This is a genomic window from Pseudomonas shirazensis, from assembly GCF_050496565.1.
Classification (GTDB): domain Bacteria; phylum Pseudomonadota; class Gammaproteobacteria; order Pseudomonadales; family Pseudomonadaceae; genus Aquipseudomonas; species Aquipseudomonas shirazensis_A.
The window spans coordinates 43,709-70,159 of sequence record NZ_JBNWAE010000007.1 but is presented as its reverse complement, the minus strand read 5'-3'; the positions used below and the strand labels follow the sequence as shown (position 1 = coordinate 70,159).

Annotated in this window: 23 protein-coding genes and 1 pseudogene; 9 read left to right on the top strand and 15 right to left on the bottom strand. The window is 62.6% G+C overall.

What is annotated here, in order from left to right:
- Window positions 1–20 precede the first annotated feature (20 nt).
- Both fadB and ACQZ2L_RS12080 read right to left on the bottom strand, forming a co-directional pair.
- Window positions 21–2,168: a fatty acid oxidation complex subunit alpha FadB gene (gene fadB / locus ACQZ2L_RS12085; protein WP_430326223.1), complete on the bottom strand. Its 2,148-nt coding sequence runs from the start codon at window positions 2,166–2,168 to the stop codon at window positions 21–23.
- A 687-nt stretch (window positions 2,169–2,855) separates the two neighbouring features.
- A complete protein-coding gene (locus ACQZ2L_RS12080; protein ID WP_430326222.1) occupies window positions 2,856–3,293 on the bottom strand; it encodes a hypothetical protein in 438 nt (145 codons plus the stop codon).
- Window positions 3,294–3,400: 107 nt separating this feature from the next.
- Between ACQZ2L_RS12080 and ACQZ2L_RS12075 the strand changes: the two genes are divergently transcribed.
- Complete coding sequence (locus ACQZ2L_RS12075) at window positions 3,401–3,841, top strand: universal stress protein (RefSeq protein WP_430326221.1); 441 nt, start codon at window positions 3,401–3,403, stop codon at window positions 3,839–3,841.
- A gap of 48 nt (window positions 3,842–3,889) precedes the next feature.
- Here the strand turns inward: ACQZ2L_RS12075 and ACQZ2L_RS12070 are convergent, their stop codons facing one another.
- Window positions 3,890–5,815: an ATP-binding cassette domain-containing protein gene (locus tag ACQZ2L_RS12070; protein ID WP_430326220.1), complete on the bottom strand. Its 1,926-nt coding sequence runs from the start codon at window positions 5,813–5,815 to the stop codon at window positions 3,890–3,892.
- Window positions 5,816–6,031: 216 nt separating this feature from the next.
- Between ACQZ2L_RS12070 and ACQZ2L_RS12065 the strand changes: the two genes are divergently transcribed.
- Window positions 6,032–7,960 (top strand): transglycosylase SLT domain-containing protein, encoded by a 1,929-nt coding sequence (locus ACQZ2L_RS12065; RefSeq protein WP_430326219.1) that lies wholly within the window; start codon window positions 6,032–6,034, stop codon window positions 7,958–7,960.
- Window positions 7,961–8,019: 59 nt separating this feature from the next.
- Here ACQZ2L_RS12065 and ACQZ2L_RS12060 read toward each other — a convergent pair whose 3' ends face one another.
- Window positions 8,020–8,823 (bottom strand): MOSC domain-containing protein, encoded by an 804-nt coding sequence (locus ACQZ2L_RS12060; protein WP_430326218.1) that lies wholly within the window; start codon window positions 8,821–8,823, stop codon window positions 8,020–8,022.
- A gap of 63 nt (window positions 8,824–8,886) precedes the next feature.
- Window positions 8,887–9,822, bottom strand: a complete 936-nt coding sequence (locus ACQZ2L_RS12055) for a chemotaxis protein CheV (protein ID WP_101321223.1) — start codon at window positions 9,820–9,822, stop codon at window positions 8,887–8,889.
- A gap of 344 nt (window positions 9,823–10,166) precedes the next feature.
- On the opposite strand from ACQZ2L_RS12055, the gene ACQZ2L_RS12050 reads away from it, so the two are divergent.
- The 3 genes from ACQZ2L_RS12050 (at window position 10,167) to ACQZ2L_RS12040 (ending at window position 12,517) form a co-directional block, all read left to right on the top strand.
- The gene (locus tag ACQZ2L_RS12050) at window positions 10,167–10,607 is read left to right on the top strand and encodes a histidine kinase (protein WP_430326217.1); all 441 of its coding nucleotides are present in this window, start codon (window positions 10,167–10,169) and stop codon (window positions 10,605–10,607) included.
- Between the two features lie 364 nt (window positions 10,608–10,971).
- Window positions 10,972–11,868 (top strand): sensor histidine kinase, encoded by an 897-nt coding sequence (locus ACQZ2L_RS12045; RefSeq protein ID WP_430326216.1) that lies wholly within the window; start codon window positions 10,972–10,974, stop codon window positions 11,866–11,868.
- Window positions 11,858–12,517: a response regulator gene (locus ACQZ2L_RS12040; protein WP_430326215.1), complete on the top strand. Its 660-nt coding sequence runs from the start codon at window positions 11,858–11,860 to the stop codon at window positions 12,515–12,517. The genes ACQZ2L_RS12045 and ACQZ2L_RS12040 overlap by 11 nt, the downstream gene beginning before the upstream one ends.
- Here ACQZ2L_RS12040 and yegS read toward each other — a convergent pair.
- The gene (gene yegS, locus ACQZ2L_RS12035; RefSeq protein ID WP_430326214.1) at window positions 12,501–13,388 is read right to left on the bottom strand and encodes a lipid kinase YegS; all 888 of its coding nucleotides are present in this window, start codon (window positions 13,386–13,388) and stop codon (window positions 12,501–12,503) included. The genes ACQZ2L_RS12040 and yegS overlap by 17 nt on opposite strands.
- Window positions 13,389–13,677: 289 nt before the next feature.
- Here yegS and ACQZ2L_RS12030 point away from each other — a divergent pair, with 289 nt between their 5' ends.
- Both ACQZ2L_RS12030 and ACQZ2L_RS12025 read left to right on the top strand, forming a co-directional pair.
- Window positions 13,678–15,132 (top strand): mannose-1-phosphate guanylyltransferase/mannose-6-phosphate isomerase, encoded by a 1,455-nt coding sequence (locus tag ACQZ2L_RS12030; RefSeq protein ID WP_430326213.1) that lies wholly within the window; start codon window positions 13,678–13,680, stop codon window positions 15,130–15,132.
- Window positions 15,133–15,189: 57 nt separating this feature from the next.
- Window positions 15,190–16,437 (top strand): glycosyltransferase family 4 protein, encoded by a 1,248-nt coding sequence (locus ACQZ2L_RS12025; RefSeq protein ID WP_430326212.1) that lies wholly within the window; start codon window positions 15,190–15,192, stop codon window positions 16,435–16,437.
- Here ACQZ2L_RS12025 and ACQZ2L_RS12020 read toward each other — a convergent pair.
- Together ACQZ2L_RS12020 and moaB are read right to left on the bottom strand one after the other, a co-directional pair.
- Window positions 16,426–17,613, bottom strand: coding sequence for a molybdopterin molybdotransferase MoeA (locus tag ACQZ2L_RS12020; protein WP_430326453.1), 1,188 nt, complete (start codon window positions 17,611–17,613; stop codon window positions 16,426–16,428). The genes ACQZ2L_RS12025 and ACQZ2L_RS12020 overlap by 12 nt on opposite strands.
- A 22-nt stretch (window positions 17,614–17,635) precedes the next feature.
- Window positions 17,636–18,175, bottom strand: coding sequence for a molybdenum cofactor biosynthesis protein B (moaB, locus tag ACQZ2L_RS12015; RefSeq protein WP_430326211.1), 540 nt, complete (start codon window positions 18,173–18,175; stop codon window positions 17,636–17,638).
- Window positions 18,176–18,357: 182 nt separating this feature from the next.
- Here moaB and ACQZ2L_RS12010 point away from each other — a divergent pair, with 182 nt between their 5' ends.
- Window positions 18,358–18,579, top strand: a complete 222-nt coding sequence (locus tag ACQZ2L_RS12010; protein ID WP_430326210.1) for a YgdI/YgdR family lipoprotein — start codon at window positions 18,358–18,360, stop codon at window positions 18,577–18,579.
- A 150-nt stretch (window positions 18,580–18,729) separates the two neighbouring features.
- Here the strand turns inward: ACQZ2L_RS12010 and ACQZ2L_RS12005 are convergent, their stop codons facing one another.
- The 3 genes and pseudogenes from ACQZ2L_RS12005 to ACQZ2L_RS11995 all read right to left on the bottom strand — a co-directional run bounded on the left by ACQZ2L_RS12005 (window position 18,730) and on the right by ACQZ2L_RS11995 (window position 22,303).
- On the bottom strand, window positions 18,730–19,443 hold the full coding sequence (locus ACQZ2L_RS12005; protein ID WP_430326451.1) for a methyl-accepting chemotaxis protein: 714 nt from the start codon (window positions 19,441–19,443) through the stop codon (window positions 18,730–18,732).
- 171 nt (window positions 19,444–19,614) lie between these two features.
- Window positions 19,615–19,773 (bottom strand): annotated as a pseudogene (locus ACQZ2L_RS12000) (HAMP domain-containing protein); the annotation flags it as partial.
- 766 nt (window positions 19,774–20,539) lie between these two features.
- Window positions 20,540–22,303, bottom strand: a complete 1,764-nt coding sequence (locus ACQZ2L_RS11995; protein WP_430326209.1) for an ABC transporter transmembrane domain-containing protein — start codon at window positions 22,301–22,303, stop codon at window positions 20,540–20,542.
- 266 nt (window positions 22,304–22,569) lie between these two features.
- Here ACQZ2L_RS11995 and ACQZ2L_RS11990 point away from each other — a divergent pair, with 266 nt between their 5' ends.
- Window positions 22,570–22,737, top strand: a complete 168-nt coding sequence (locus ACQZ2L_RS11990) for a PA1571 family protein (RefSeq protein ID WP_430326208.1) — start codon at window positions 22,570–22,572, stop codon at window positions 22,735–22,737.
- Window positions 22,738–22,816: 79 nt separating this feature from the next.
- On the opposite strand, the gene pdxB is transcribed toward ACQZ2L_RS11990, so the two are convergent.
- The 4 genes from pdxB to ACQZ2L_RS11970 all read right to left on the bottom strand — a co-directional run bounded on the left by pdxB (window position 22,817) and on the right by ACQZ2L_RS11970 (window position 26,392).
- Window positions 22,817–23,959 carry a 4-phosphoerythronate dehydrogenase PdxB gene (gene pdxB / locus ACQZ2L_RS11985; RefSeq protein ID WP_430326207.1) on the bottom strand — a complete coding sequence of 381 codons (1,143 nt, stop codon included), beginning with the start codon at window positions 23,957–23,959 and terminating at the stop codon, window positions 22,817–22,819.
- Between the two features lie 60 nt (window positions 23,960–24,019).
- Window positions 24,020–24,262 carry a sulfurtransferase TusA gene (gene tusA / locus ACQZ2L_RS11980; protein ID WP_101321253.1) on the bottom strand — a complete coding sequence of 81 codons (243 nt, stop codon included), beginning with the start codon at window positions 24,260–24,262 and terminating at the stop codon, window positions 24,020–24,022.
- 136 nt (window positions 24,263–24,398) lie between these two features.
- The gene (locus tag ACQZ2L_RS11975; protein ID WP_430326206.1) at window positions 24,399–25,721 is read right to left on the bottom strand and encodes an ATP-binding protein; all 1,323 of its coding nucleotides are present in this window, start codon (window positions 25,719–25,721) and stop codon (window positions 24,399–24,401) included.
- Window positions 25,718–26,392 (bottom strand): response regulator, encoded by a 675-nt coding sequence (locus ACQZ2L_RS11970; protein ID WP_430326205.1) that lies wholly within the window; start codon window positions 26,390–26,392, stop codon window positions 25,718–25,720. Before ACQZ2L_RS11970 ends, ACQZ2L_RS11975 begins: the two co-directional genes overlap by 4 nt.
- Between the last annotated feature and the right edge of the window lie 59 nt (window positions 26,393–26,451).

Genomic DNA, 26,451 nt, shown 5'->3' with positions numbered 1-26,451 from the left:
CGCTCTAACTCGTTGGGCGCTCAGTTGAAGAAACGCTGGCCGGTCTTGGCCATTTCGCGCAGCTTCGCGGTGGGGTGGTACAGCGGCCCCAGGTCGGCGTACTGGTCAGCCAGGGCGACGAACTCGGCAACCCCGATCGAGTCGATGTAGCGCAATGCACCACCGCGGAAGGGAGGGAAGCCGATGCCGTAGACCAGGCCCATGTCGGCCTCGGCTGCGGTTTCGACAATGCCGTCTTCCAGGCAGCGGACGGTTTCCAGGCACAGCGGGATCATCATCCAGTTGATGATGTCCTCGTCGCTGACTTCGCGCTGTTCGAAGACAATCGGCTTGAGCACTTCGAGCACGCTCTCGTCGGCGACCTTTTTCGGTTTGCCGCGCTTGTCGGTCTCGTAGGCATAGAAGCCCTTGCCGTTCTTCTGGCCCAGGCGCTTGGCCTCGTACAGGGCGTCGATGGCGGTGCGGTGATCGTCCTTCATGCGGTCCGGGAAGCCTTCGGCCATGACGTCGCGGCCGTGGTGGCCGGTGTCGATGCCGACCACGTCCATCAGGTACGCCGGGCCCATCGGCCAGCCGAATTTCTCCATGACCTTGTCGATGCGCACAAAGTCGACACCGGCGCTGACCAGGCGAGCAAAGCCGCCGAAGTACGGGAACAGTACGCGGTTGACCAAAAAGCCCGGGCAGTCGTTGACCACGATCGGGTTCTTGCCCATTTTCTTGGCGTAGGCAACGGTGGTGGCCACGGCCACTTCGCTGGACTTCTCGCCACGGATCACTTCCACCAGCGGCATCATGTGTACCGGGTTGAAGAAGTGCATGCCGACGAAGTTCTCCGGACGCTTGAGGGCCTTGGCCAACAAGTTGATGGAGATGGTCGAGGTGTTGGAGGCGAGAATCGCGTCCTCTTTGACCTGGCCTTCGACTTCAGCCAAAACGGCTTGCTTGACCTTGGGGTTCTCGACCACAGCTTCGACCACGATGTCGACGTTGGCGAAGTCGCCATAGGACAAGGTCGGACGAATCGCATTCAGCGCCTCGGCCATTTTCGCAGGGGTCAGGCGGCCTTTCTCGACACGGTTGCCAAGCAGCTTGGAGGCTTCGTTCAGGCCCAGCTGAATGGCGTCCTCACGGATATCCTTCATCAGGATCGGGGTGCCTTTGACCGCCGATTGATAGGCGATACCACCGCCCATGATGCCAGCGCCGAGTACGGCAGCCTGCTTCACGTCATTGGCGATCTGGTCATGCGCCTTGGCCTTGCGCTTGAGTTCCTGGTCATTCAGGAACAAGCCGATCAGGCTGGCAGCGACTGGCGTCTTGGCCAGTTTGGCAAAGCCTGCAGCTTCCACTTCCAGCGCTTTGTCACGACCGAAATTGGCGGCTTTCTGAATGGTCTTGATCGCTTCGACCGGCGCCGGGTAGTTCGGCCCGGCCTGGCCGGCAACAAAACCTTTGGCGGTTTCGAAGGCCATCATCTGCTCAATCGCGTTGAGCTTGAGTTTTTCCAGCTTGGGCTGGCGCTTGGCCTTGTAGTCCAGCTCACCGCTGATGGCGCGCTTGATCAGGTCCAGCGCTGCAGCCTGCAGCAGCTCAGGGGTGACCACAGCATCGACGACGCCAACCTTGAGGGCGTCCTCGGCGCGGTTTTCCTTGCCCGAGGCGATCCACTCGATAGCATTGTCCGAGCCGATCAGGCGCGGCAGGCGCACGGTACCGCCAAAGCCTGGGTAGATGCCCAGTTTGACTTCCGGCAGACCGATCTTGGCGGTGTTGGACATCACCCGGTAGTCAGCGGCCAGGCACATTTCCAGGCCGCCACCCAAGGCGATGCCGTTGATGGCGGCAACCGTAGGTACGCCGAGGTCTTCGAAATCATTGAAGATGCGGTTGGCTTCCAGGTTACCGGCGACCAATTCGGCCTCGGGCAGCTTGAAGTTGTCGACAAACTCGGTGATGTCGGCGCCGACGATGAACACATCCTTGCCACTGCTGACGATGACGCCCTTGACCGAGGCATTGCCCTTGATGGCGGCCACGGCCTGACGCAGATCGTCCAGGGTCAGGCGGTTGAACTTGTTGACGGACTCACCCTTGAGGTCGAACTTCAGTTCGACGATGCCGCTTTCAAGAGCCTTAACCGTGATGGCTTTACCTTCGTAAATCATCAACTGATCTCCACGATATGGAAGCTAAACTGTACACGCCGGACGCTGGCTAAACCCTGTCACAACAGCGGCTTGGTCAGGCACACCCGTCAGCGCGATAGTCGGGATTGGCATGAACGGCGCAACATACAAACGCTCAATTCATACGCCCGTTTGATTTGGGTACGCACACATTCTCCGAAAAGATCGGCGTTGTCAAATTCTGCCTGAGGGGCTGAAAACGCGACTTTCTGGTCATTTTGTAACGGTTGGGTATTAATCTTGATGGCGGTGATTGGTGGTTATTCATCGTAGCGATTGAGCCTTGTAGCTGGCTCTAGTAGGTCGGGGCTGCTTTGCAGCCCTTTCGCGACACAAGGCCGCTCCTACAGGGACCGCGTTATCAACGCCGTACGCGGTCCGTGTAGGAGCGGCCTTGTGTCGCGAAAGGGGTGCACAGCACCCCCAGCATTGCTGGCTGGAATCAAATTCAGAAGAAATAAGAAGACCCTGAGCGGACCGCAAAAACCGCAGCAGACACCCCGCAAAAAGCCCATATCAGGCTATAGTCACCCTCGCAAGCAAAATATCCCGGCCTGCCTGGCCTTTCTGCGGCAGCAGAACGCATCGCGGGGCACGACTGCTGATACGCCACCTGAACATGGGTGGCAAATCAGCAGGGGTGCCCCGCGATGTCGTTATGAAGGGTTAAGCGAGGTCTTCGAGGGTTTGCGCAATGTTCTGCAACACAGATTCATCACCGCGCTCGCCCCAGTACAAGGCAACCATTTGCGTGGTGGCTTCGATCATGTAGACGTTGCCTGGCAGCACCGCCAAGGCCTTGGCCAGGCGCGGATCTTCACAAGGCTCACGCCACTTGTTCCACCACACCCCAGGGCTGACCTGCCAATACGCCCAGCAGTCATCCCGGCCCTTGCGCCGCGGCCGGTGGTACTGCGGGCACGGGCTCGGCGGCTGCAGCTCAAGCCAGTGCGGCCACTGCTGTGGCGCCAGCTGCATGGCCAGACCAATGCGCCTGCCGGCCAGGCGCAGGCTCATCTGCTCGCTCTGTTTGCGTGATGGACGCAGCCATGCAAGTGGGCTGAGAATCAGCGCAAGGATTGACACCACCAGCCATACCGTCATATCTAGATCCCATAAAGCGTTGCAAATGAGCTGGTTAGCCAGGTTTCACGGTAAACCGCCACAAAGCGACCATACTTCTACTATCGCGATTGTCAGGAGCACCTCCAATGACCTACGAACATCTTCTGGTCGCTGTCGACCTCACCGAAGAATGCGATCCGGTGATCAAACGCGCCAAGGCAATCGCTTCGGCGAGCGGCGCCAAGGTATCGCTGGTGCATATCGTCGAACCGATGGCCATGGCCTTTGGCGGCGACGTACCGATGGACCTGTCGCAGCTGCAGCAACAGCAGTTCGACCAGGCCAAGGAACGCATGGATCGCCTTTTCAACAAGTACCCGGATATCAACCGGGGTGACTCGCACCTGGTCTACGGCCAGCCGCGCCAGGAAATCCACCAGTTGGCCAAGGATCAGAAGTGCGACCTGATCGTGGTCGGCAGCCACGGTCGCCACGGCCTGGCACTGCTGCTGGGCTCCACCGCCAACGATGTGCTGCACGGCGCGCCGTGTGATGTGCTGGCAGTACGCCTTCTGAAGAAAGACTGAAACTGAACTGACGCCATCGCGGGCAACCCCGCGATGGCTGATGACTGCTTAGCCTTCCAGCTCAGCCCAGCGCTCGACCAGAACATCCAGCTCGCCTTGCAGTTTCTCGAGCTTGGCCAGCACCGCGGATGTCTCGCCAATCGGCCGCTGGTAGAAGTTCGCCGAAGCTACTTCTTCCTGAAGCTCGGCCATGGCCTTCTCGATCACGTCGATCTGCCCTGGCAACGCCTCCAGCTCACGCTGCAGCTTGTAGCTGAGCTTCTTCTTGCTCGCCTCTGCCGGTGCAGCAGCAACTGGCGTGGCCACTTCGGCAGCCTTTTCGACCACTGCACTGTTGAGCTCGGACTTGCCACCCTTGCTTTCGGTGACGCCCAGCAGCTTCGGCGAGCCGCCCTGACGGATCCAGTCTTCGTAGCCGCCGACGTACTCCTGAACCTTGCCGCCGCCCTCGAACACCAGCGTGCTCGTCACCACGTTATCGAGGAAGGCCCGGTCGTGGCTGACCATCAGCACGGTGCCTTTGTAATTGCACAGAACTTCTTCGAGCAGCTCGAGGGTTTCTACATCGAGATCGTTGGTCGGTTCGTCCAGCACCAGCAGGTTGGCTGGCTTGCTGAACAGCTTGGCCAGCAGCAAACGCGCACGCTCACCACCTGACAATGCCTTGACTGGCGTCCGGGCACGCTGCGGGCTGAACAGGAAGTCGCCCAGGTAGCTCAGCACGTGACGGTTCTGGCCGTCGATCTCGATGAAATCGCGACCCTCGGCGAGGTTCTCGATCACGGTCTTTTCCAGGTCGAGCTGGTGGCGCATCTGGTCGAAGTAGGCAACTTCCAGCTTGGTGCCGCTCTCGACCTTGCCCGACGTCGGCTGCAAGTCACCCAGCATCAGCTTGAGCAGGGTGGTCTTGCCGGTACCGTTGGCGCCGAGCAGGCCAATCCGGTCCTGACGCTGCAGCACCATGGAGAAGTCCTTGACCAGCATCGGCCCGTTCGGGTGCGAGAAGCTGACGTTCTCCAGCAGCATCACCTGCTTGCCGGATTTTTCCGCGGTGTCGATCTGGATGTTGGCCTTGCCCTGACGCTCACGGCGCTCGCCACGCTCGACACGCAGCTCCTTGAGCGCACGCACGCGACCTTCGTTACGGGTGCGGCGCGCCTTGATGCCCTGGCGAATCCACACTTCTTCCTGGGCCAGGCGCTTGTCGAACAGCGCGTTGGCGGTCTCTTCGGCGGCCAGCGCGGCTTCCTTGTGCACGAGGAAGCTGGCGTAGTCGCCGTTCCAGTCGATCAGCCCACCGCGGTCCAGTTCAAGGATGCGATTGGCCAGGTTTTGCAGGAAGGAACGGTCGTGGGTGATGAACAGCACCGCGCCGCCAAAGCCACTCAAGGCCTCTTCCAGCCAGGCAATCGCACCGATGTCCAGGTGGTTGGTTGGCTCATCGAGCAGCAGCAGATCCGGCTCGGAAACCAGCGCCTGGGCCAGCAGCACACGGCGGCGCCAGCCACCGGAGAGCTCGGCCAGGGTTTTGTCGGCGGGCAGCTGCAAGCGGCTCAAGGTGCTGTCGACCACTTGCTGCAAGCGCCAGCCATCACGGGCTTCAAGCTCGTGCTGGACGTGCATGAGCTTGTCCAGGTCTTCGTCGTTATGGATGTTCTGGCTCAGGTGGTGATACTGCGCGAGCAGCTCGCCAACGCCGTCCAGGCCAGCGGCAACCACGTCGAACACAGTCCGCTCGTCAGCCACCGGCAGTTCCTGTGGCAACTCGCCGATTTTCAGCGCGGGTGCGCGCCAGACCGAACCTTCATCGGGCTTTTGCTCGCCCTTGATCAGGCGCAGCATGCTCGATTTGCCGGTGCCGTTGCGGCCGATGATGCACACCCGCTCACCTCGGGCGATCTGCCAGGAAACCTTGTCCAGCAGCGGCATCGCGCCGAATGCAAGGGACACATCGCTTAATTTGAGCAGGGTCATGATCATCTCCAAAAACTGGGCGCGTATTCTACCTGACTTGACCCTCGCCAGCACTAAGTCAGCGTGTGTATCAAGGCTTTGCGATATCCGGTCGCCGATAACACCCCGATACAACCGCAGTGCTTTCGCCGGTAGCCGGCAACCGGCTAAGCTAACGCCATACAACAGTGCTGGCACCGCCGTCACTTTCCCATGGTTCAACTGCCCGGACGTATCATGCGCAGCCGCCTGTTACAGATTGCTTCATGCCTGCTGCTGACTGCCGCCACCGCGAGTGCGGCACAGGCCATCGACCTTAGCCAGCAGCGTCAGTACTACGACGAAGCCAAACGTGCCCTGGCCAAGGGCGACAAAGGCCCCTACCTGCGCTACTCGCAGGCCCTCAGTGACTATCCGCTGACCCCCTACCTGGCTTACGACGAACTCACTGCCCGGCTAAAGAGCGCCAGCAACGAAGAAATCGAGGCATTTCTTGCCCAGCACGGTGATCTGCCGCAAGCCAACTGGATGAAACTGCGCTGGTTGCGCTGGTTGTCCGAGCGCGGCGAGTGGACGACCTTCGCCAAGTACTACGACCCCAAGCTCAACTTCACCGAGCTGGACTGCATCAACGGCCAGTACCAGCTCAGCACCGGCAAACGCGCCGAAGGCTTTGCCAGCGCTGCCAAGCTGTGGAACGTGGGCAAGTCGCAACCTGCTGCGTGTGACACGCTGTTCGCGATGTGGGCGGCCGAAGGTCAGCTCACCGAAGCCAGACGCTGGGAACGTGCCAAGCTCGCCGCGCAGGCGCGCAATTACCCATTGGCCAACAATCTGGTCAAGACCCTGACCACCCTCGCCCCCCAGGGCCAACTGCTGATCGATGTGGCGCAGAAGCCCGAGCTGCTCAACCAGCCGTCACGCTTTACCCCGGCCAACGAGGCAATGTCCGACGTGGTCAGCCTCGGCCTGCGCCGGCTGGCCCGCCAGGACCCCGAGCGGGCCATGGCGCTGCTCGATGACTATGCCCAGCGCATGCATTTCTCGCGTGACGAAAAGGTCGCCATCGCCCGCGAGATCGGCCTGACCCTGGCTCGTCGTTACGACCCGCGCGCGCTCGACCTGATGACCCGCTACGACCCCGAGCTGCGCGACAACACCGTCAGCGAGTGGCGCCTGCGCCTGCTGCTGCGTCTGGGTCGCTGGGAAGACGCCTACGAGCTGACCAAGCGCCTGCCGCAGGAGCTGGCCGCCAGCAGCCGCTGGCGCTACTGGCAGGCACGCAGCCTGGAGCTGGCACAACCAAACAACGCGCAGATCCCGCTGCTGTACAAAGCGGTGGCGCGTGAGCGTGACTTCTATGGCTTCCTTGCCGCAGACCGGGTGCAAACACCTTACCAACTGAACAACAAACCGCTGGTACTCAGCCCGCAGCTGGTCAACAAGGTCCGCAACACCCCGGGCGTGCGCCGCGCGCTGGAATTCCATGCCCGCGGCCAGATCGTCGAGGGCCGCCGCGAGTGGTACCACGTCAGCCGCCACTTCAACCGCGACGAAATGGTCGCCCAGGCCCGCCTGGCCTATGACCTGCGCTGGTATTTCCCGGCGATTCGCACCATCAGCCAGGCGCAGTACTGGGACGACCTGGATATTCGCTTCCCGATGGCGCACCGCGACACCCTGGTGCGCGAAGCCAAGGTTCGCGGTCTGCACTCGAGCTGGGTGTTTGCCATCACCCGCCAGGAAAGCGCCTTCATGGAAGACGCCCGCTCGCCGGTGGGCGCCAGCGGCTTGATGCAACTGATGCCGGCCACCGCCAAGGAGACTGCACGCAAGTTCAGCATCCCGTTGGCGTCACCGGCTCAAGTACTCAACCCGGACAAGAACATCCAGCTCGGCGCCGCTTACCTAAGCCAGGTGCACGGTCAATTCAACGGCAATCGGGTGCTGGCCTCGGCCGCCTACAACGCCGGGCCAGGGCGCGTACGTCAATGGCTCAAGGGCGCCAAGCACCTGAGCTTCGATGTCTGGGTCGAGTCGATCCCGTTCGATGAAACCCGCCAGTATGTGCAGAACGTGCTGTCGTACTCGGTGATCTACGGGCAAAAGCTCAATTCACCGCAGCCGCTGGTGGACTGGCACGAGCGTTATTTCGACGACATGTAACTTGGCTAACCCAGGCTCGAGCCCGCTGCAATCAGCTGCAGCGGGCTTGAGCTGGCGGCTTACTCCAGCACTTCTACCGGCATGCCTACGGCAATCTCACCCGGCCCATCCACCGCCAGGTTCTGCCCGAACAGTACATCGCCATCACGCTCTCGAAAGGTCTTCAGAGTGGCCAGCGGTTCGCGGTCAGCGCTGCGCTCGCCCGTGTGCGGGTCAAGGGTAGTGAATATGCAACGAACGCTCGGTTTGAGGATGCGATAAGTCAGCGCTCCGATGCGGATCCGCTTCCAGCTGTCTTCGGCAAACGCTGCGCTGCCCTGCACAACCAGATTGGGCCTGAAACGCAGCATCTCCATCGACCGGCCAACCCGCCGGCTCAGCTCATCCAGTGAACCCTGGCCGATCAGCAGCAAAGGAAAGCCATCCGGAAACGCCGCACGGTCGCTGTTCAAGCCATAGCCGCTGGGCAGGTAACGCGCGCGCGGCTCGGGGCAATACACCAGCCGCACCGGCTTGCCGAGCAGTTGGCTCAACCAAAGCGCAGCAGCGTCGCCGGCGTCTGGCACGCGCAAGGTGTCACGCCAGATGGTCACACCGCGCAACGCTTCGTCATCCGCCGGCACGGCGACCAGCAGCGGCGCCTGCCCTGGAGTCTCCAGCAGCAGATCACCACTGGCAGCAACCGTGGCACTGAGCTGACTCAGCAGTGGCCAGGCGCGCTGGGTCAAGAAACGTCCGTTGTCCTCCTCTACCACCAGCCAGCGGCGGTCGCCTTCCAGGCCGAGCAGACCTACCGGCGAGGCCTGCAGGCTTTGCGCCCGACACGACTTCACCGGATACCGATACAACTCACTTACAAACATCCCTGCCCGCCTCATGCCAGTGCAAAAACGCCTAGCTTATACCCAGCATGGCGCGCACAGGTATCAGGCAGGCGCGTGATCAAGCATCAGGCGCTGGCGCACAACCTCTACCAGACGGTCTGGCTGGAACTTGGACAGGAAGTTGTCACAGCCGACCTTTTTCACCATCGACTCGTTGAAGCTCCCCGACAACGAGGTATGCAGCACCACGTACAATCCGCGCAGACGTGGGTCGCTGCGGATCTCGGTGGTCAGGCGGTAGCCGTCCATTTCCGGCATTTCAGCGTCGGTGAAGATCATCAGCAGTTTTTCGCAAAGGTCTTCACCGGCATCTGCCCAGGCCTTGAGCATGCGCAAGGCCTTGAGGCCATCGCTGGCAACATGCAGCTTGACCCCCAGTTGCGACAAGGTATCGCGCAACTGCGCCAGGGCCACGGTGGAATCGTCCACCAGCAATATTTCGCGGCCACGCGCCTTGGCCAGCACCGGATCGGCAAGCTTGTCGCCGGACACCTTGGCGTTGTACGGCACGATCTCGGCCAGCACCTTTTCGACGTCGATGATCTCGACCAACTGCTCTTCGACCTTGGTGATCGCCGTCAGATAATGCTGGCGCCCGGCGCTGGTCGGCGGCGGCATGATGGCTTCCCAGTTCATGTTGACGATGCGATCGACACCGCCGACCAGAAACGCCTGCACCGAGCGGTTGTACTCGGTGACGATGATGGTGCTGTCCGGGCCTGGCTGCAGTGGGCGCATGCCGATGGCCTGGGACAGGTCGATCACCGGCAAGGTCTGCCCGCGCAGGTTGACCACCCCACACACATAAGCGTGGCGCTGCGGCATCAGGGTCAACTTGGGCAGTTGCAGCACTTCCTGGACCTTGAACACGTTGATGGCGAACAACTGACGACCCGCCAATCGGAACATCAGGATTTCCAGGCGGTTCTCACCTACCAGTTGCGTACGTTGGTCTACAGTGTCGAGAATGCCAGCCATTGGAAGCCCCCAGGCGTGTAGCGGGAAAATGTGATCATCTGCTCTGTATCGGCGGATAAACCGGCAGCTTGACCCTCGTCAGCAAATCCAGATCAGGCGATTGATATCACTTTACCATCATGCTTTACTGCTTCGACACTTCCAGCAACACCTGTTACGGCGGCGTAACCAACAACGCCCCTCAGGGTTTCCCCTATACCGCAATCAGGCCTAACCTGATGTTCGCGATATCCATTAGCCATTAATGTGACGCCATTCTCATTGCATGAATGGAGTCAGGCTTTTGCTAGCAATCGTTTCGGTGTTGCCCAGCCCGCTCCAGCCCACCGTGCTGGAGGCTCAGGATGGATAGCTGCGTGCCGCCCGGTACCGAGCTGCCGGAATTCCTGCGGGATGCACAGCGCTTGTTGAGCCAGGCGCAGGAGTGCCTGCTACACCTGCAGCTGATCGACAATGATCCAGATGCCTGCCGGTGCCTCAACGATACCCTCACCAAGCTGGCCAAGCGTGCCGAACAGCTGGGCCTTGACGAGGTCGCCCACTACAGCTCTGCCCTGCACCATCTGCTCGCACCGGCCTGCGGCCAGCGACACCTTCACAGCACAGCACTGCCGGCAGTCGAAGCCTGCCTGAACCTGCTGGACTGGCAACTGGAACTGATCGATGCACAAACCGGGCAACTGAACCTGGACCGCAGCGAGCAGGCAGTGCTGCTGGATGATCTGGCCAGCGCCCTGCAAGGGTCAGCCGGGTCGCCATCGGAATCACCGCCAAACGCACAGTAAGTTCGGCATTCGTCTGCAACTAAGTCATTTATCTGCCAGACACTTGGCAAGTTTCGACTGGTCGCTTGAGTAATAGTAGTTAGTTGCGGCACTCGATTAAGCACGCACTTGCCAATGCTGGCTTTTTGATAGTTAGGCCATACCCGATCGGGTCGCTTCAGGCCCGTGAATACGGCGGTTTGAGACCCCTGAGCAAGGCGACCAAACACAACTTAAGTGATACCATGCGCGCCTATGAATGCAGCCAATGCAGATAGCCGTCAATTGAACAGATGCTTTTAATTGATTGTGAGCAGGACGCCAAAGCCGCTGACTAGACACGTGCAAGGCCTCCAATAGCATTAACTCAGTGGCTTTCCAATTTATGTTCCCACGTTTGAATCTTACCCAGCGCCACTGCTCCCGCAGCGCCGTGGCGCACTGGACGACCGCGGCACTCTGCGTGGCGTCACTGAGCGCTAACGTGGTGCTGCACGTAAAAGCCTTACCGATGCCGATTGGCCTGGTGCTGCTGCAAGTAGCGGCCCTGTTGGGCGCAGCCTGGCAATGGCACCGATGGACCCGCTCGATCAGTTTGCGCCCCGCTGAACTGGCCGAGCGCATGCTCAAGGTCCAGGAGAGCGAACGCCAGCGTCTAAGCCGTGAATTGCATGATGATATCGGCCAATTGCTCACGGCCGCGAAGCTGCAGCTGGACTGGCTTCAGCGGCGCCTGCCAAGCGAGCTGCTCAGCCATGCCAATGCCCTGCGCAACACTCTGGATGAGGCCTTGAACAGCGTGCGTGATGTTGCCGCCCTGCTCAATCCGCGCCAGCTGGCCAGCCTCGGCCTGGAAGCCAGCCTGCGCGAGCACCTGCTGCGCACACTGAACGACAGCGAGGTGCAGTGGAGCCTGGAGTGCAAGCAGCGCCTGACCGGAATCAGCGACGACATCAGCATGGCAGCCTTTCGTATCACTCAGGAGGCTGTCACCAACATGCTGCGCCACGCAGGCGCGCGCAATCTGCGCGTACAGTTGCAGCGCACTGCTGCCGGGCTGGCCTTGACCATCGAAGATGACGGCCGTGGCTTCATCCCCAGCAACGATCCCGCTGCGGCCGGGCAGCGCGGCATGGCCGGGATGCATGAGCGCGCCCGCGCCCTGAATGGCAACCTCAGCGTCCACAGCCAACCGGGACGGGGCGCCCGGATCGAGGCCATGCTGCCGTGGCCAGCCCGCACCCAAGAACGCGCCAGGACCTTTGCCAGCCATGACCTGTAGATTACTTCTGGTCGATGACCATTCGCTCATCCGCGCAGGCGTGCGCGCGCTCGTGGCGGACATCGCTGGCTATACGGTGGTTGGTGAAGCCGATGACGGCGGTCAGCTCAACGCGCTGGTCGAACAGCTGCAGCCGGACATCGTCCTGCTGGATATCTCCATGCGCTCTACCAGCGGCCTGGACGCACTGACCCAGCTGCGTGCCAGCGGGCACCCTTGCAAAGTGCTGATTCTGTCGATGCACACTGACCCGGAGCTGATCATGCGTGCGCTCGAGTGCGGTGCGCATGGCTACTTGCTCAAGGACACCAGCGCTGTTGAACTGGAGCAGGCGCTGAGCGCCCTGTGCGGGGATGAACGCTATCTCAGCCCAGCGATCGCTCACACCGTGATCAACCAGGCCTTGCTGCGCGCGCAGAACAGCCGCCAAAGCATCAACGACCGGCTTAACCTCACTGCACGCCAGCTGGAAATCCTGCGCTTGATCGTACGCGGCAAATCGACTCGGGAAATAGCCGGCGGCCTGGGCCTGTCGATCAAGACCGTAGAGACTCACCGCTCGCAGATCATGAAACGCCTGCAGATCTACGACGTTGCAGGCCTGGTGCTGTTTGCCGTGCGCGAGAAGATCATCAGCCTGGACGACTGAGCAGCGGCGAATCGGCTGGCAGGTGCACACGCAACGCGGCGGGAACCGCTTCGAAACGTAGACTTTCGCCGCGCATCGGCTCCCCATCCAGGTTGATATCCAATCCCTGCGCACTTTTTACCTCTACCCACGGCAGGCGCGCACGCACGTACAAGCCCTCACCGCCGATCAGCTCTTTCAGCGCACCGACCACCTCCTGTGGTGCGGGCAAGATGCCGATATCGAGCAGACCGTCGTCAGCCAGCGCGTCGGGGCACAGCTCATGCCCACCTCCGGCCTGGCGGCCATTGCCGATCCCCAACGCCAGCACATCGCCTTGCCAGTGGAAATCCGGCCCGGTCAGCTCGACTGCGGCGGCCTGCAGCTCAGTGAAGCGTGACAGCCCGGTAAACAGGTAGGCCGCAGCGCCGAGCACCTTCTTCAGGTCCTCAGAGGTGTTAGCAGTAACCTGGCTACCGAAGCCGCCGGTGGCCATGTTCAGAAACAACTGATCGCCAGCACGCCCCAGATCGATCGCGTGTGCAGGCTGATCCATCAAGGCCAGCGCCTGGGCCGGCTCCAGCGGTACCCCGGCGGCTTTGGCGAAGTCGTTGGCAGTACCCAGCGGCAGCAGCACCAGGCTGGCATGAGTCGCGGCCAGGCCCATGGCTTCGGCGATATCGCGCAGGGTGCCATCACCGCCACCGGCGATGATGTGGCTGTACCCCATCGCCAGCGCTTCATTGACCAGCCGCTGGGCATCGCCGCCCTCCCAGGTCAGGCGCACATCCAGCCGCCAGCCTTGCTCGCGCATAGTGGCCACAGCGGCTCTGACATCCTCGTTCATGGCTTGCTTGCCATGCAGCACCAACATCGCCTTGCGCTCGCTCATCCGTTCCACTCCGCAAAAAAACCTATCCCAATCTCGACCATGGCCGAGGGCACATTGCTGCACACAAAGAGCGCTTGCGTCAGAAAATAAGCCGGTTTAACACAAATGCCATTGAAAGCCGGGACGAGCAGGCGCATCATCGACAAATAATTGGCCATCATGGATGAGGCCGCTAATAAATGTCGGTTTTTTGACTTATTGCCTCGCCGTACATCTGACAGATCGCCTGATTCCCTGGTGAAGTCCCTTTGATCGCGCTGTCTTCAGCGCCCCGCTTCGAGGCTGTGAAATGAGCGTTCTGATCCCCTGCATCATTGCTGGCGGTGCCGGCACCCGACTGTGGCCGGTTTCCCGTGAGGCCATGCCCAAACCGTTCATGCGTCTGGCCGATGGTGAAAGCCTGCTGCAGAAGACCTTCGTCCGAGCCAGCGCCCTGCCGGGTGTCGAGCGCGTGCTGACGGTGACCAACCGCGACGTGCTGTTCCGCACCCAGGATGAATACAACCGGGTCAACAGCTTCAACGTCGCGCTGGACTTCATTCTCGAGCCCTGTGGCCGCAACACCGCGCCGGCCATCGCTGCCGCCGCGCTGCACTGCGCCAAGCAGTACGGTGAGGATAGTCTGCTGCTGATCTTGCCGGCAGATCATTTGATCGAAGACGTCCCAGCCTTCGAACAAGCGGTCGCCCAAGCGGCGCAACTGGCCCACGACGGCTGGCTGAGCACCTTCGGCCTGCTGCCCAGCCGTGCTGAAACCGGCTTTGGCTATATCGAGCAAGGCGAGACAGTGGATGAGCGCGCGTACAAGGTCGCCCGCTTTGTCGAAAAACCGGACGCCGCGACCGCTCAGGGCTACCTGGACGGCGGCCGCCACCTGTGGAACGCCGGCATGTTCTGCCTGCGCGTCGACGCCGTGCTGCGCGAGCTGCAGACCCACGCGCCCGAGGTGCTGCAAACCGTCGCCCATTGCCTGGAGCAGAGCGCCAGCAAACAAGGTGAGCGTGCCCTGCAGGTAGAACTGGACCCGGACACGTTCGGTCTGGCACCGGACATCTCCATCGACTACGCGTTGATGGAACGTTCCAGCCAGGTTGCAGTGGTCCCGTGCGAGCTGGGCTGGAGCGATATCGGCAGCTGGGAAGCCGTACGCGAACTGCGCCAGACCGACGCTCAGGGCAACTACGCCAACGGCGAGACCGTACTGCATGATGTGAGCAACTGTTACATCGACTCGCCGCGGCGCCTGGTCGGCGGCGTGGGCCTGGATAACCTGATCGTCATCGACACCCCCGATGCGCTGCTGATCGCCGATGCGGCGCGCAGCCAGGAAGTCAAGATCATTGCCCAGCAGCTCAAGCGCCAGGGCCACGAAGCCTATCGCCTGCACCGGACCGTGACCCGGCCATGGGGCACCTACACCATTCTTGAGGAAGGCGCGCGGTTCAAGATCAAGCGGATCATGGTCCGCCCCGGCGAATCGCTGTCGCTGCAAATGCACCATCACCGCAGCGAGCACTGGATCATCGTCAGCGGCATGGCCTGCGTGACTAACGGTGACGAAGAGTTCCTGCTCGACACCAACGAGTCGACCTTCATCAAGCCAGGCCGTACCCACCGCCTGACCAACCCAGGCGTGATCGACCTGGTGATGATCGAGGTGCAGAGCGGCGAGTATCTGGGCGAAGACGACATCGTCCGCTTTACTGATATATACGGACGTGTCCCGGAAACAGCCATCGGCTGATGCCGTGCGGGCGCGCCTTGCCATCCATGACCCAACCGTCAGCGAGGATTTGGGGCGATGCGCATACTTTGGACCCTGCCCTACCTGCCCTGGCCAACCACCAGTGGCAGCAAGACCCGGCAATACCACCTGCTGCGCGAACTGGCGCAGCGTGGTCACCGGATTACCTTGTTGGTGCAGTCCAAGGTGCCCCTCGGCGACGCCGCCCGCACCGCCCTTGAACCGCTGCTCGAGCGCCTGATCGTGCTGCCCAGGCGCGCGCTGCACAGCCCGCTCAACCTGCTCGCCTCCCCGATCATCGATTACCCCATGCGGGCGATCCTCCATGGCTTGGCACCGGCCCTGCGCCACCAATTCGAACAATTGCTGGACGAGCCCTGGGATGTGATCCAGATCGAGCACAGCTATAGTTTTCAGCCTTTCGAAAAAGCCCTGCAGGCCCGCGGCTTGCCCTACATGCTCAGCGAACACACCCTCGAGTCGGTGATGGGCGCAGCCTGTCACGACCGCCTGCCGCTGTGGCTGAGGCCTCTGAACGCTTTCGACCGCTGGCGCTACCGGCGCTGGGAGCAGCGGGTACTGCGCCAGCCCACCGAGGTGGTCGCGGTAAGCCCACACGATGCCGAGCTGATCAGCCAGATCAGCGGCAGGCCGGTCAATGTGGTGGTCAACGGCGTTGATTGCGACTACTTCGAACAGGTGCGCCCCGCCGCGCACAGTCAGCGCCTGCTGTTTGTCGGCAATTTCGAGTACGGCGCCAACCTCGAGGCTATCGAGTGGGCGCTGGAAGAAATCCTGCCGCAAGTGTGGCAGAGCAACCCCGCCGTGCGCCTGGCGATTGCCGGGCATGCGTTGCCGGCGAGCTGGAAGCTGCACTGGAACGACCCGCGCATCGAATGGATCGGCTACCGCCCCGACCTGCGCGAACTGCAGCGCCGCTCCGCGCTGTTTTTTGCGCCGCTACGGTATGCCGGCGGCTCCAAGGTGAAGATTCTCGAAGCGATGGCGGCGGGCCTGCCAGTGATCACTACCAGCAAGGGTGTATCGGGGCTGGCGGTCAACAACGGCGAACATTATCTGGGCAGCGATGACAGCGGCCAGTTGGCGTTGCAGATGACCCAGTTGCTCAACCAGCCGTGGCGGATGTGCCAGCTGGGCGAAAGCGGCCGCCAGTTCACCCGCCAGCGGCATGACTGGAGCGTGGTCGCGCAGCAACTGGAGAGCGTGCACACGCGCTTGATCCAGACGCTGCCAAGCACCGCCCCAGCGCCAGCGGCAGTGTCCCTCGGGCGCTCAGCCAAGTAGCTCGCTGAGGGGGATGAAGCTGACGCTGTCGCCCTGTTGCGGCGTGCTGCCCTCGCGCACTTCGACCAGACCTTCAGCCCATGCCGCGCTGCGCAGCACACCCGAGCTCTGGTTCTTGTAGATGCGTACGCGGCCGTCTTCGATACGGGCGCGCAGGTACTCGCGGCGCGTCCCGGCCTTGGGCCAATCGAACCCGGCCGGCACGCTGAACTGCAGCGGCGTGACATTTTCCACGCCCTGACGCCGCAGCAGATAAGGTCGCGTCAGCAGGCCAAAGGTGACCAGGGTCGAGGCCGGGTTGCCAGGCAGGCCGATCACCGGCACACCGCGATAGTGGCCGAAGGTCAGCGGCTTGCCGGGCTTGATCGCCAGCTTCCACAGCGCCAGTTCTCCGGCCTCACGCAGAGCGATGCCGAGATAATCAGCCTCGCCGACCGAAACGCCGCCAGTCGAGAGGATCAGGTCAACGTCAGCCAGCCGCGCCAGGCAGTCGCGGGTCAGTTGCAGGTCGTCAGCCAGGATACCGGCATCGACCACCTCGCAGCCGAGCCGCTGCAGCCAGCTGGCGAGCAGGCGCCGATTACTGTTGTAGATCTGCCCCGGGCCCAGTGGCAAACCTGGCTCGACCAGTTCGTCACCGGTCGACAGCAGCGCCACGCGCACCTTGCGCACCACTTCAAGGCGGGCATGCCCAAGCGTCGCCGCCAGGCCGAGCTCAATCGGCCCAAGCCGAGTACCGGCGCTCATGACCTGCTCGCCAACGCGGGTTTCCTGGCCCTGCGGGCGAATGTTCTGCCCCACCCGCAACGGTTCGCTGAAGGTTACCCGGTCGTCATCCAGCACTTGGGCGTTTTCCTGCATTTCGACACAGTCGGCGCCCTCGGGTAGCGGCGCGCCGGTGAAAATCCGCGCGCAGGTCCCGGCTTGGAGCGGCTGCGGCGCATGCCCGGCAAAGATGCGCTGGCTGACCGCCAGCGGCTCGCCGTGCCAGTCGGCCAGGCGCAGGGCGTAGCCGTCCATGGCGCTGTTCGGCCAGGGCGGCAGGTCCAGCGCGGCCACCAGCTCGGTGGCCAGCACGCGGCCTTCAGCGTCCGCCAAGGCAACCCACTCGGTGTCCTTGATTGGCGCAGCTTCGGCCAGGGCCAGTAGGCGTTGCAGGGCCTCTTCGACCGGCATCAATGGCCGGCTTGGGGCGGGTTCAACCACGGCTGTCACAGGCCGCTGCCTGCTTCAGATGAGGGACGAAGTTGCACGGACGATGACGTGCGTCGAGCTGTTCGGCAAGGATGCCATCCCAGCCGGTGCGCACGGCATTGGTCGAGCCCGGCAGGCAGCACACCAGCGTGCCATTGGCCAGACCAGCCAAGGCCCGGGACTGGACGGTCGAGGTGCCGATGTCGGCAAGCGATATCTGCCGGAACAATTCGCCAAAGCCATCGACCTGTTTATCCAGCAGGCAGGTGACCGCCTCGGGCGTGCTGTCACGGCCGGTGAAGCCGGTACCGCCGGTGATCAACACCACCTGCACCTGGTCGTCGGCAATCCAGGTCGCAACCTGGGCGCGGATCTTGTACAGGTCATCCTTGAGCAGCACCCGCGCGGCCAACTGGTGACCAGCTTCGGTGAGACGGTCGACGAACACCTGGCCAGAGGTGTCGGTTTCAAAAGTGCGGGTATCGCTGACGGTGAGCACGGCGATGTTCAGCGGCACGAACGGGGTGTCTGCCTTGGCTTTCATGGGGGCTCCAGCGCAGGGAGGGAAGAAGATGGCGCCTGTTATATCACAGCCCGCACAGCGCCGAACGCGACGCTTGTTCTCGGTCAATGTCTGCCTGCTGTGGCTATGCTGCACTGGCTGAGGAACTTGCGCGGACACACCGCGTCATAAAACCATCAAGCACCATCGACAGGAGAAACACGATGATTCAACGGACCCTTCCCGCCTTTATTCTTGCACTCGGCCTCGGCGCCCTCGCTGGCTGTGCTTCGCCAACCGTGATTACCTTGAACGACGGCCGCGAAATTCAGGCGGTAGACACCCCAAGTTATGACGAGGATTCCGGCTTCTACGAATTCGAGCAGCTGGACGGCAAGCGCACCCGCCTCAACAAAGATCAGGTCCGCACTGTTAAAGAGCTCTGATCCTGTTCTGACGCACAATCGCCGGGGCCGCTGCGCAGCCCTTTCGCGACACAAGGCCGCTCCTACAGGCACCGCGCGGGTCTGTGTAGGAGCGGCCTTGTGTCGCGAAAGGGTCGCGCAGCGGCCCCGGCAATTCTGAGTTAAAAAAGATCAAACCCCCAGCCGCGCCGTCACCTGCCCCAACTGCCCAGACAACCCATGCAGACGCTGCCCAGCCTGCTCGGTATGCTCGACCGCCTGCTGATTAGCCGTGGCGATGCGGGTAATTTCGATCAAATTGCGCGAGATATCCTCAGCCACGCTGGTCTGCTCCTCGGCTGCCGTTGCAATCTGCCGATTCATGTCGCGAATCGCCTCGACCGCCTGGGTAATCCGCTGCAGCATCTGCCCCGCATGCTGGACTTGCGCGGCGCCCTCCTCACTGCGCCGCTGGCCGCTCTCGATGGCCTTGACCGCCTCCACCGCGCCTGACTGCACCGCGTCGATGATCTGATTGATCTCGGCAATCGAAGCCGCCGTGCGCTGGGCCAGGCTGCGCACTTCATCGGCGACCACGGCAAAGCCACGCCCGGCCTCTCCGGCGCGAGCCGCTTCAATCGCGGCATTGAGCGCCAGCAGGTTGGTCTGTTCGGCGATCCCGCGGATGACTTCAAGCACTTTGCCAATGCGCGTGCTGTCGTGCTCCAGGTCGCGAATCACTGCAGCGGTACCGGCAATCTCGCGGTTGACCCCGGCAATGGTGTCGATGGTTGCCTGCATCACCTGCTCGCCCGCCTGGGCACTGTGATCGGCATCGTCGGCAGCGTGGGCGGCCTGGGCTGCATGGCGCGCGACCTCCTGCGCAGTCGCCGACATTTCATGCATGGCCGTGGCCACCTGATCGGTGCGCTGGAACTGATCCTGGGTGCCCCGCGCCATGTCGCCGGCAAGGTTGCGCAGTTGGCCACTGGCGCCTTCCAGTTCTTCGGCGTTGTCCTTGAGCCGGCCGATGGTCTCGGCAAGAAAATCGCGCAACGTATTGGCCGCACGCGCCAGCCGCCCGAGCTCATCTTTACGGCGATCATCAACGCGGGCGGCGAAACGGCCCTGGCTGAGCTGTGCCACATAGTCGATCAACTGGCGGATTGGCTCGATCAGGCTGCGGTTTACCAGCCACAGGCTGAGCAACCCCACCAATACGGCTGAGCCGAGCATGACCAGCAGACCAATCCACACCGTCCGCTGCGCGCTGCTGTTGATGATCGCCGCACGCTCGCGGGCCTCGCCACGAAGTTGCTCGACCAGCGCGCTCATCTGCTCGCTGGCGGCGCGATCGACACCCTTGACCGCCGCATCGCCGGCCACCGGGTCGCCGCCGGCGGCCAGAAACGCCTCACGCCCCTTGCTGTAAGCCTGGCCCAACTGCCGATGGCTGTCACGCAGCTGCTGCAGTGGCGCCGTCAGCTCGCCAGCGCTGTCCGCCAGCAACTGCGCCAGCAAGGTCTGCACCTGCTGCTCGCGGCTCTGAAACTGTTGCCAGTACTTGTCCAGCTCGGCCGGCTGGCGGCCGCGCAGCAGCACGTTCTTCCATTCCTGCACCTGGATCTTGAATTGCAGATTGGCCTCATCGATCAATTGCGACGCGCGCAACGGGCCGTCGACCAGCTCGGCATAACTGCGCACGCTGGAGGACAGAAACTGGAAGCAGACCAGTGCGATCAGCAGCATCGCGATCAAGCTACCGCCCAACAAAGAAAGAATTTGCACGCGAAGGGATGTACGCAACATGCGGGTCTCGAGAACAAGGAGAGAAGAAAACGGCGCTGCCGGCAGCACCACGACAGACATCCATGTCCTCGTTCGCAGGGCAAAAAAAAGCTGCCATCAGTCGATAGCAGCCAGGTCGAGCACTTACGCTGAGGCAGATAGTCTCAGGCCATTGCTGCAGAAATGTGACAGATCAGCGACTACTCGCCCTATTTCAGAGCGAAGTGAACTGCAACTGCGCCAACCGCGCATACAGCGGGCTTTCTTCGATCAATTGGCGATGGCTGCCCACCGCCACGATCTGGCCCTTGTCGATCACTGCAATGCGATCAGCGTGCTGCACGGTGGCTAGCCGGTGCGCGATAACCACGGTGGTACGCCCCGCCATCAGCGCGGGCAGCGCTTGCTGAATCAGGTGCTCGCTCTGGGCGTCGAGGGCACTGGTGGCTTCGTCGAGCAACAGGATCGGCGCATCCACCAGCAGCGCCCGGGCAATCGCCAGGCGCTGGCGTTGACCACCGGACAAGCCGACCCCGCCCTCCCCAAGCAACGTCTGATAACCCTGCGGCAATTGCTGGATAAACTCTTCGGCATGCGCCCCGCGGGCCGCAGCCTGCACCTCGGCGAAGCTGGCATCGGGGCGCCCGTAGCGAATATTGGCCTCAACCGAGCCGCGAAACAGCGCAGGGTTCTGCGCTACCAGCGCGAACTGGCTGCGCAACAGCAGTGGGTCGAGGCTGGTCAACGCCTGGCCATCGAGGAGGATGCTGCCTTGCTGCGGGTCATAGAAACGCAGCAACAGGTCAAACAACGTCGACTTGCCGGCGCCGGAGGGCCCAACCAGCGCCAAGGTCTGGCCCGGTTCGATCAGCAAGCTAAGGCCATCGAGCGCCGCCACCGTCGGCCGCGACGGGTAGGCAAAGCGCACCTCGCGCAGCTCGATGCGACCGCTGGCACGGGCATTGACCAGGCCCGCGCTCAGCGCCGGTGGCAAGATCGCACTCTGCGCTGCTAGCAGCTCGGCAATCCGCTCTGCCGCGCCAGCGGCGCGTTGCAGTTCGCCGATCACCTCGCTGAGGGTGCCAAACGCGCTGCCTACGATCAGGCTGTAGAACACGAATGCCGCCAGCTCGCCGCCGGAAATACGCCCGGCGATCACGTCCATGCCGCCCACCCAGAGCATTACCCCGACAGCGCCCAGCACCAGCACGATGACCAGGGTTATCAACCAGGCCCGCTGGGCAATCCGCTTGCGCGCCACATCAAAGGCCGCCTCGACCGTTTCGGCAAACCGCTCACGGTCGAGGTTTTGGTGGTTATAGGCCTGCACGGTCTTGATCTGGCCGAGGGTCTCAGCGACATAACTGCCGACGTCGGCGACCCGGTCCTGGCTCTGCCGCGACAGGCTGCGCACCCGCCGGCCAAACAACAGGATCGGCGCCAGCACCAGCGGCAGTGCCAGCACGACGATGCTGGTGAGCTTGGGGTTGGTGATGAACAGCAACACCACGCCGCCAATCACCATCAAGGCGTTGCGCAGGAACATCGACAACGACGAGCCGATCACCGATTGCAGCAAGGTGGTGTCAGCGGTCAGCCGCGACTGGATTTCCGAGCTGCGGTTGTCCTCGAAAAAGCCCGGATGCAGGCCGACCAGATGGTCGAACACGGCGCGGCGGATATCGGCCACGCAGCGCTCGCCGATCCACGACACCAGGTAGAAGCGACTGAACGTGCCGATCGCCAAGGCTAGGACCAGCAGCATGAACAAGCCGAGGGTCTGGTTGAGCTGGTGGGCAGAACCGGTCATGAAGCCTTGATCGACCAGCAGGCGAATGCCCTGGCCCATGGACAAAGTGATCGCAGCGGTGACGACCAGCGCGAGCAGCGCCAATACCGCCTGCTTGCGGTAAGGACGCAGAAACCGCCAGCTGAGGCGCAAGGCGCGGCGCTGACGTGAGGAGACGGGTTCAGTCATGACTCAGATCATTCAGGCGAAGAAGCAGCAAGCCTACCATCCATCTGCACCGGCTGAACTTTGCAGCGGTTGTCAGGATCGCAGAAAAGGACATGCCATTGGCCAGCACAGCAGAGCACAGTAGCAATAGCTTATGGTTCTAAAGTGGTGGTGGAGCTTTGCCGAGCTTTCTGTTGGACTAGAGCAGTCGTGGCGGAACAGACAATGTCATCTGCCAGTCACGACCCGTGGATAGGCTTGGTTTGAACCTGATGAGGAGACAGCACATGCAGCAGCACAGTGAAACGCAAGCGAACCAGCAAGCGCAACCGCAGCCAATCTGCGGTTCGATCATCGACGACCAGGGCCGCGAGGTGGCGATCACCCCTGAAATGATCAAGCAAGCGTGTGAAGAGCTGGAAAAAAGCCGAGTGGCGCTTGCCGAGAAGAATTGATTGGATTTGCAGCGTGGCGCTCAGTTAGATAGCTGAGCGCTGCATTGGGGCCGCCAAGCGGCCCCTGCTTTACAACCGGTTAAACCAGCTCCGCTCCCAGCGCATTGATCATCTGCGCCAACTGTGCCGACTCGCCGCGAACTTTCACAACCAATCCTTCGATCTCCCTGCGTACTGGGTAATGCTTGCGCAGCAGGTCAAAGGTTGCTCGCTGTTCGATCGGATCCTCGCTCAAGCTACGGCGCATGTCGGCATCGTCGCGGCGCGGGTCGTAGACTGCGCGGCACACCGTCGCCAAGGCCACGGCCGGATCACTGGCCGCACTCAGTTCTATCTGGACCAGGTCGCGCTCCGGCAGCAGATCGGCCAGTTGCACAGACTCCGCCACGCCGCGCCAATGGCAAAATGCCTGGTAGATCTGCGCGGTACCGCGTTGTTTGCCGTCGAGGCTGTAGCCGGCGATGTGCGGGGTCGCCAGCGTGCACAGGTCAGCCAGTTGCAGGTCAACCTGAGGCTCGCCTTCCCACACGTCCAGCACCGCATGTACGTCGTCGCGCTGCAGCAGCAATTCACGCAGCGCCTGATTATCAACCACCGGGCCACGACTGGCATTGATCAGCCACGTGCCCGGGCGCAACCGCGCCAGTTGCGGGGCACCGAGCAAGTGCCAAGTGGGGTGTTCGCCGCCGCGCTGCAGCGGGGTATGCAGACTAATCACATCACATTGCTCCAGCACGCTATCAAGGCTGACGAAGTCGCCGCCTTCGGCCGCCTGTCGCAGTGGGTCACACTCCAGCACTTTCCAGCCCAGGCCATGCAGCACGCGCACCAGACGCTCACCAACCTGCCCGGCACCGACCACGCCATAAACCCGCTCGGCGAGGTTTTCTCCCTCGAGTTCGGCCAGGGTCAGCAGGCTGCCCAAGACATAGTCGACCACGCCACGGGCATTGCAGCCAGGGGCGCTGCTCCAGCGGATACCGGCCTCGGCGAAGTAGTCCAGATCCAGGTGATCGGTGCCGATGGTGCAAGTGCCGACAAAGCCGACCTTGCTGCCCTGCAGCAGTTGCCGATTGACCTCGGTTACCGAGCGCACCAGCAGCACGTCGGCGTCTTGTACGCACTGGGCATCGATGCTGCGGCCAGGGTAACGGCGGATCTCGCCGAATCCGGCAAAAAACGCGTCGAGCAGCGGGATGTTTTCGTCGGCAACTATCAGCATGGCGCTCTCCTGTCAGGGGCCCGCAGTGTAGGCCCTGCGCCGGGCGCGATCCAGCGCGGTTCAGTCGGCTTTCTTGCGGATCCAGTACAGATAAGTGCCAGCCTGTTCTTGCTGCTCAAGCAACTGATGGCCGAGGAAGGTGCAGAACTTGGGGATGTCACGCTGGGTCGACGGGTCGGTGGCGATGACCTTGAGCAGGCCGCCGGCAGCCAGTGCGCGCACTTGTTGATGCAGCATCATCACTGGCTCCGGGCAGTTCAGGCCGCTGGCGTCAAGGACGGCGTCGGGGGTGTAATCGGTCATGGGCTACTCCGTGAATGGCCGACCATTGTCGCTCAAGCCCGCCCCCAGAACCATCCTCGGCGCCTTTTCGGCGAATTAGCCGCAGCATCTGGCGCAACCTGCAAGGCCAACGCTGGCCCAGGCCGCACCAGCACACTCAGTTGCCAGCGCGGGTCGGCACCTGCAGCCAAACCCGCAGACCATCGCTGCGGCTGTCAAAGCGCAGGCTGCCGGCACAGCGGTGGACAATTGCCTGCACGATCGCCAGGCCAAGGCCGCAACCGCCACTCTGGCTATTGCGCCAGAAACGCTCGGTCAGGTGTTGCAAATCGCCTGCGCTGATGCCCGGCCCATGATCACGCACCAGGAACCCAGCCTGGCCGTCGGCCATCTGCACCTCCAGCTCCACGGCAGCATCACCGCCATGGCGCAGCGCGTTGTCGAGCAGGTTGCGCAACGCCGCCACCGCCAGCGGGCCGGGCATGCTCAGGTAAACCTCGGTGGCGTCTTGCGGCAGCCGTACGGTGATCCGTCGACTGTCGCCGGCGCCGACGTCTTGCACCGCCTGGCGCGCCACTTGTTCGGCAGTACACTGCACGCCGTCGTCAAACGACAGGCTGCCCTCGACCCGCGCCAGCATCAGCAACTGCTCAAGCGTGCGGTGCATACGGTCGGTGCCTTGCTCGGCGTGCTCGAGTGCCTGCTCGCGCACGGCGCCGTCGGTCATGCGTGCCACCTGCAGGTGGGTCTTGATCGCGGTCAGCGGGCTGCGCAGCTCATGGGCAGCGTCGTCGGTCAGGCGCCGCTCGCGCTCCAGAGTCTGGGCGATGCGCTGGAACAGCTGATTCTGGGTTTCCACCAACGGCTGCAGTTCACTCGGTATGCCACTGACCTGCAGCGGCTCGACGCTGTCGACACGACGCTTGCGCAACGCATCGCGAATCCGATTGATCGGCTCCAGCCCTTTGCCCAGACCGATCCACAACAAGCCCAGGCTGCCCAGCAAGGCCATCAGCACCGGTGCCGAAGCCGCCAGCAGGATCGATTGATTGAGCGCCTCGCGCTCTTGATGGCGGTCCGCCGTGGTGATGCGAATATCACCGCGGTGGTAGGTGAACGTGCGCCAACTCGCACCGTCGATGGTCTGGTCACGAAAGCCGCTGTACTGGTCGTCCATGGTGCCTTCGTGCTTGTGGTTGCTGGCGATGATCTCGCCGCGCAGCGAACTGACCTGGCAGGCCATGCCATCCGGCACGCTGAGCTGGTCAGCGGCAAAGCGGGTCTCTTCACCCTTGCCCGCCAGGGGCTGAGGCAACTGGTCGATCAGCCCGGCAACCATCCGCGCGGAGGCCACCAGGCGCTGGTCGAGGGAGAACATCATCTGCTGGCGCAGGTCGCGCAGCATCCAGGCGGCGGCAAGCGCCCAGATGACGATGAAGGCGCTGCCCAGGATCAGCGACAGGCGCACCCGCAGGCTCATGGTGCGGGCACCTGCGCCGGGCCCAGCCGATAACCGAGGCCGCGCACGGTCTCGACAATGCCGTTGCCCAGCTTGCGCCGCAGGTGATGGATATGCACGTTGAGGGCATTGCTCTCGACTTCATCGCTGAAGCCGTAGACGCAGTCTTTGAGTTGTTCGCTGGAGAGCACCCGCCCCTTGTTCTGCAAAAGTGCCTGCAGCAGCGCCTGTTCACGCCGGGACAGTTCAACAGGCTGGTCGCCCAGGTAGGCTTCGCAGCTACTCGGGTCGTAGCGCAGCGGCCCGTGCTCGATCATGTTCACGGCGCGCCCGGCCATGCGCCGCAGCAAGGTGTGCAGGCGCGCTGCCAGCTCGCGCAGGTCGAACGGCTTGAGCAGGTAGTCGTCGGCGCCCGCCTCAAGGCCGGCGACGCGATCGGTGATCGCATCGCGGGCAGTCAGTACCAGCACCGGCAAGCTCTCGCCCTGCTGGCGCAGCCGCCGTAGCAACTTGAGGCCGTCTTCGTCAGGCAAGCCAAGATCAAGGATCATCACGTCGAACTGTGCCGCCTGCAGCAGCGCACGGGCGGCCGAGGCACTGGCAACCCGATCCACGGTCAGGCCCTGGGCGGTAAGCCCGGCGCAGATGCCGCTGGCGATCAGGTCGTCGTCCTCGCAGAGCAGTACGTGCATGGTCAATCTCCAGTGGGCGATGAGCTATTGCGCCATGGCCTGATTAAGTCAGGATTATG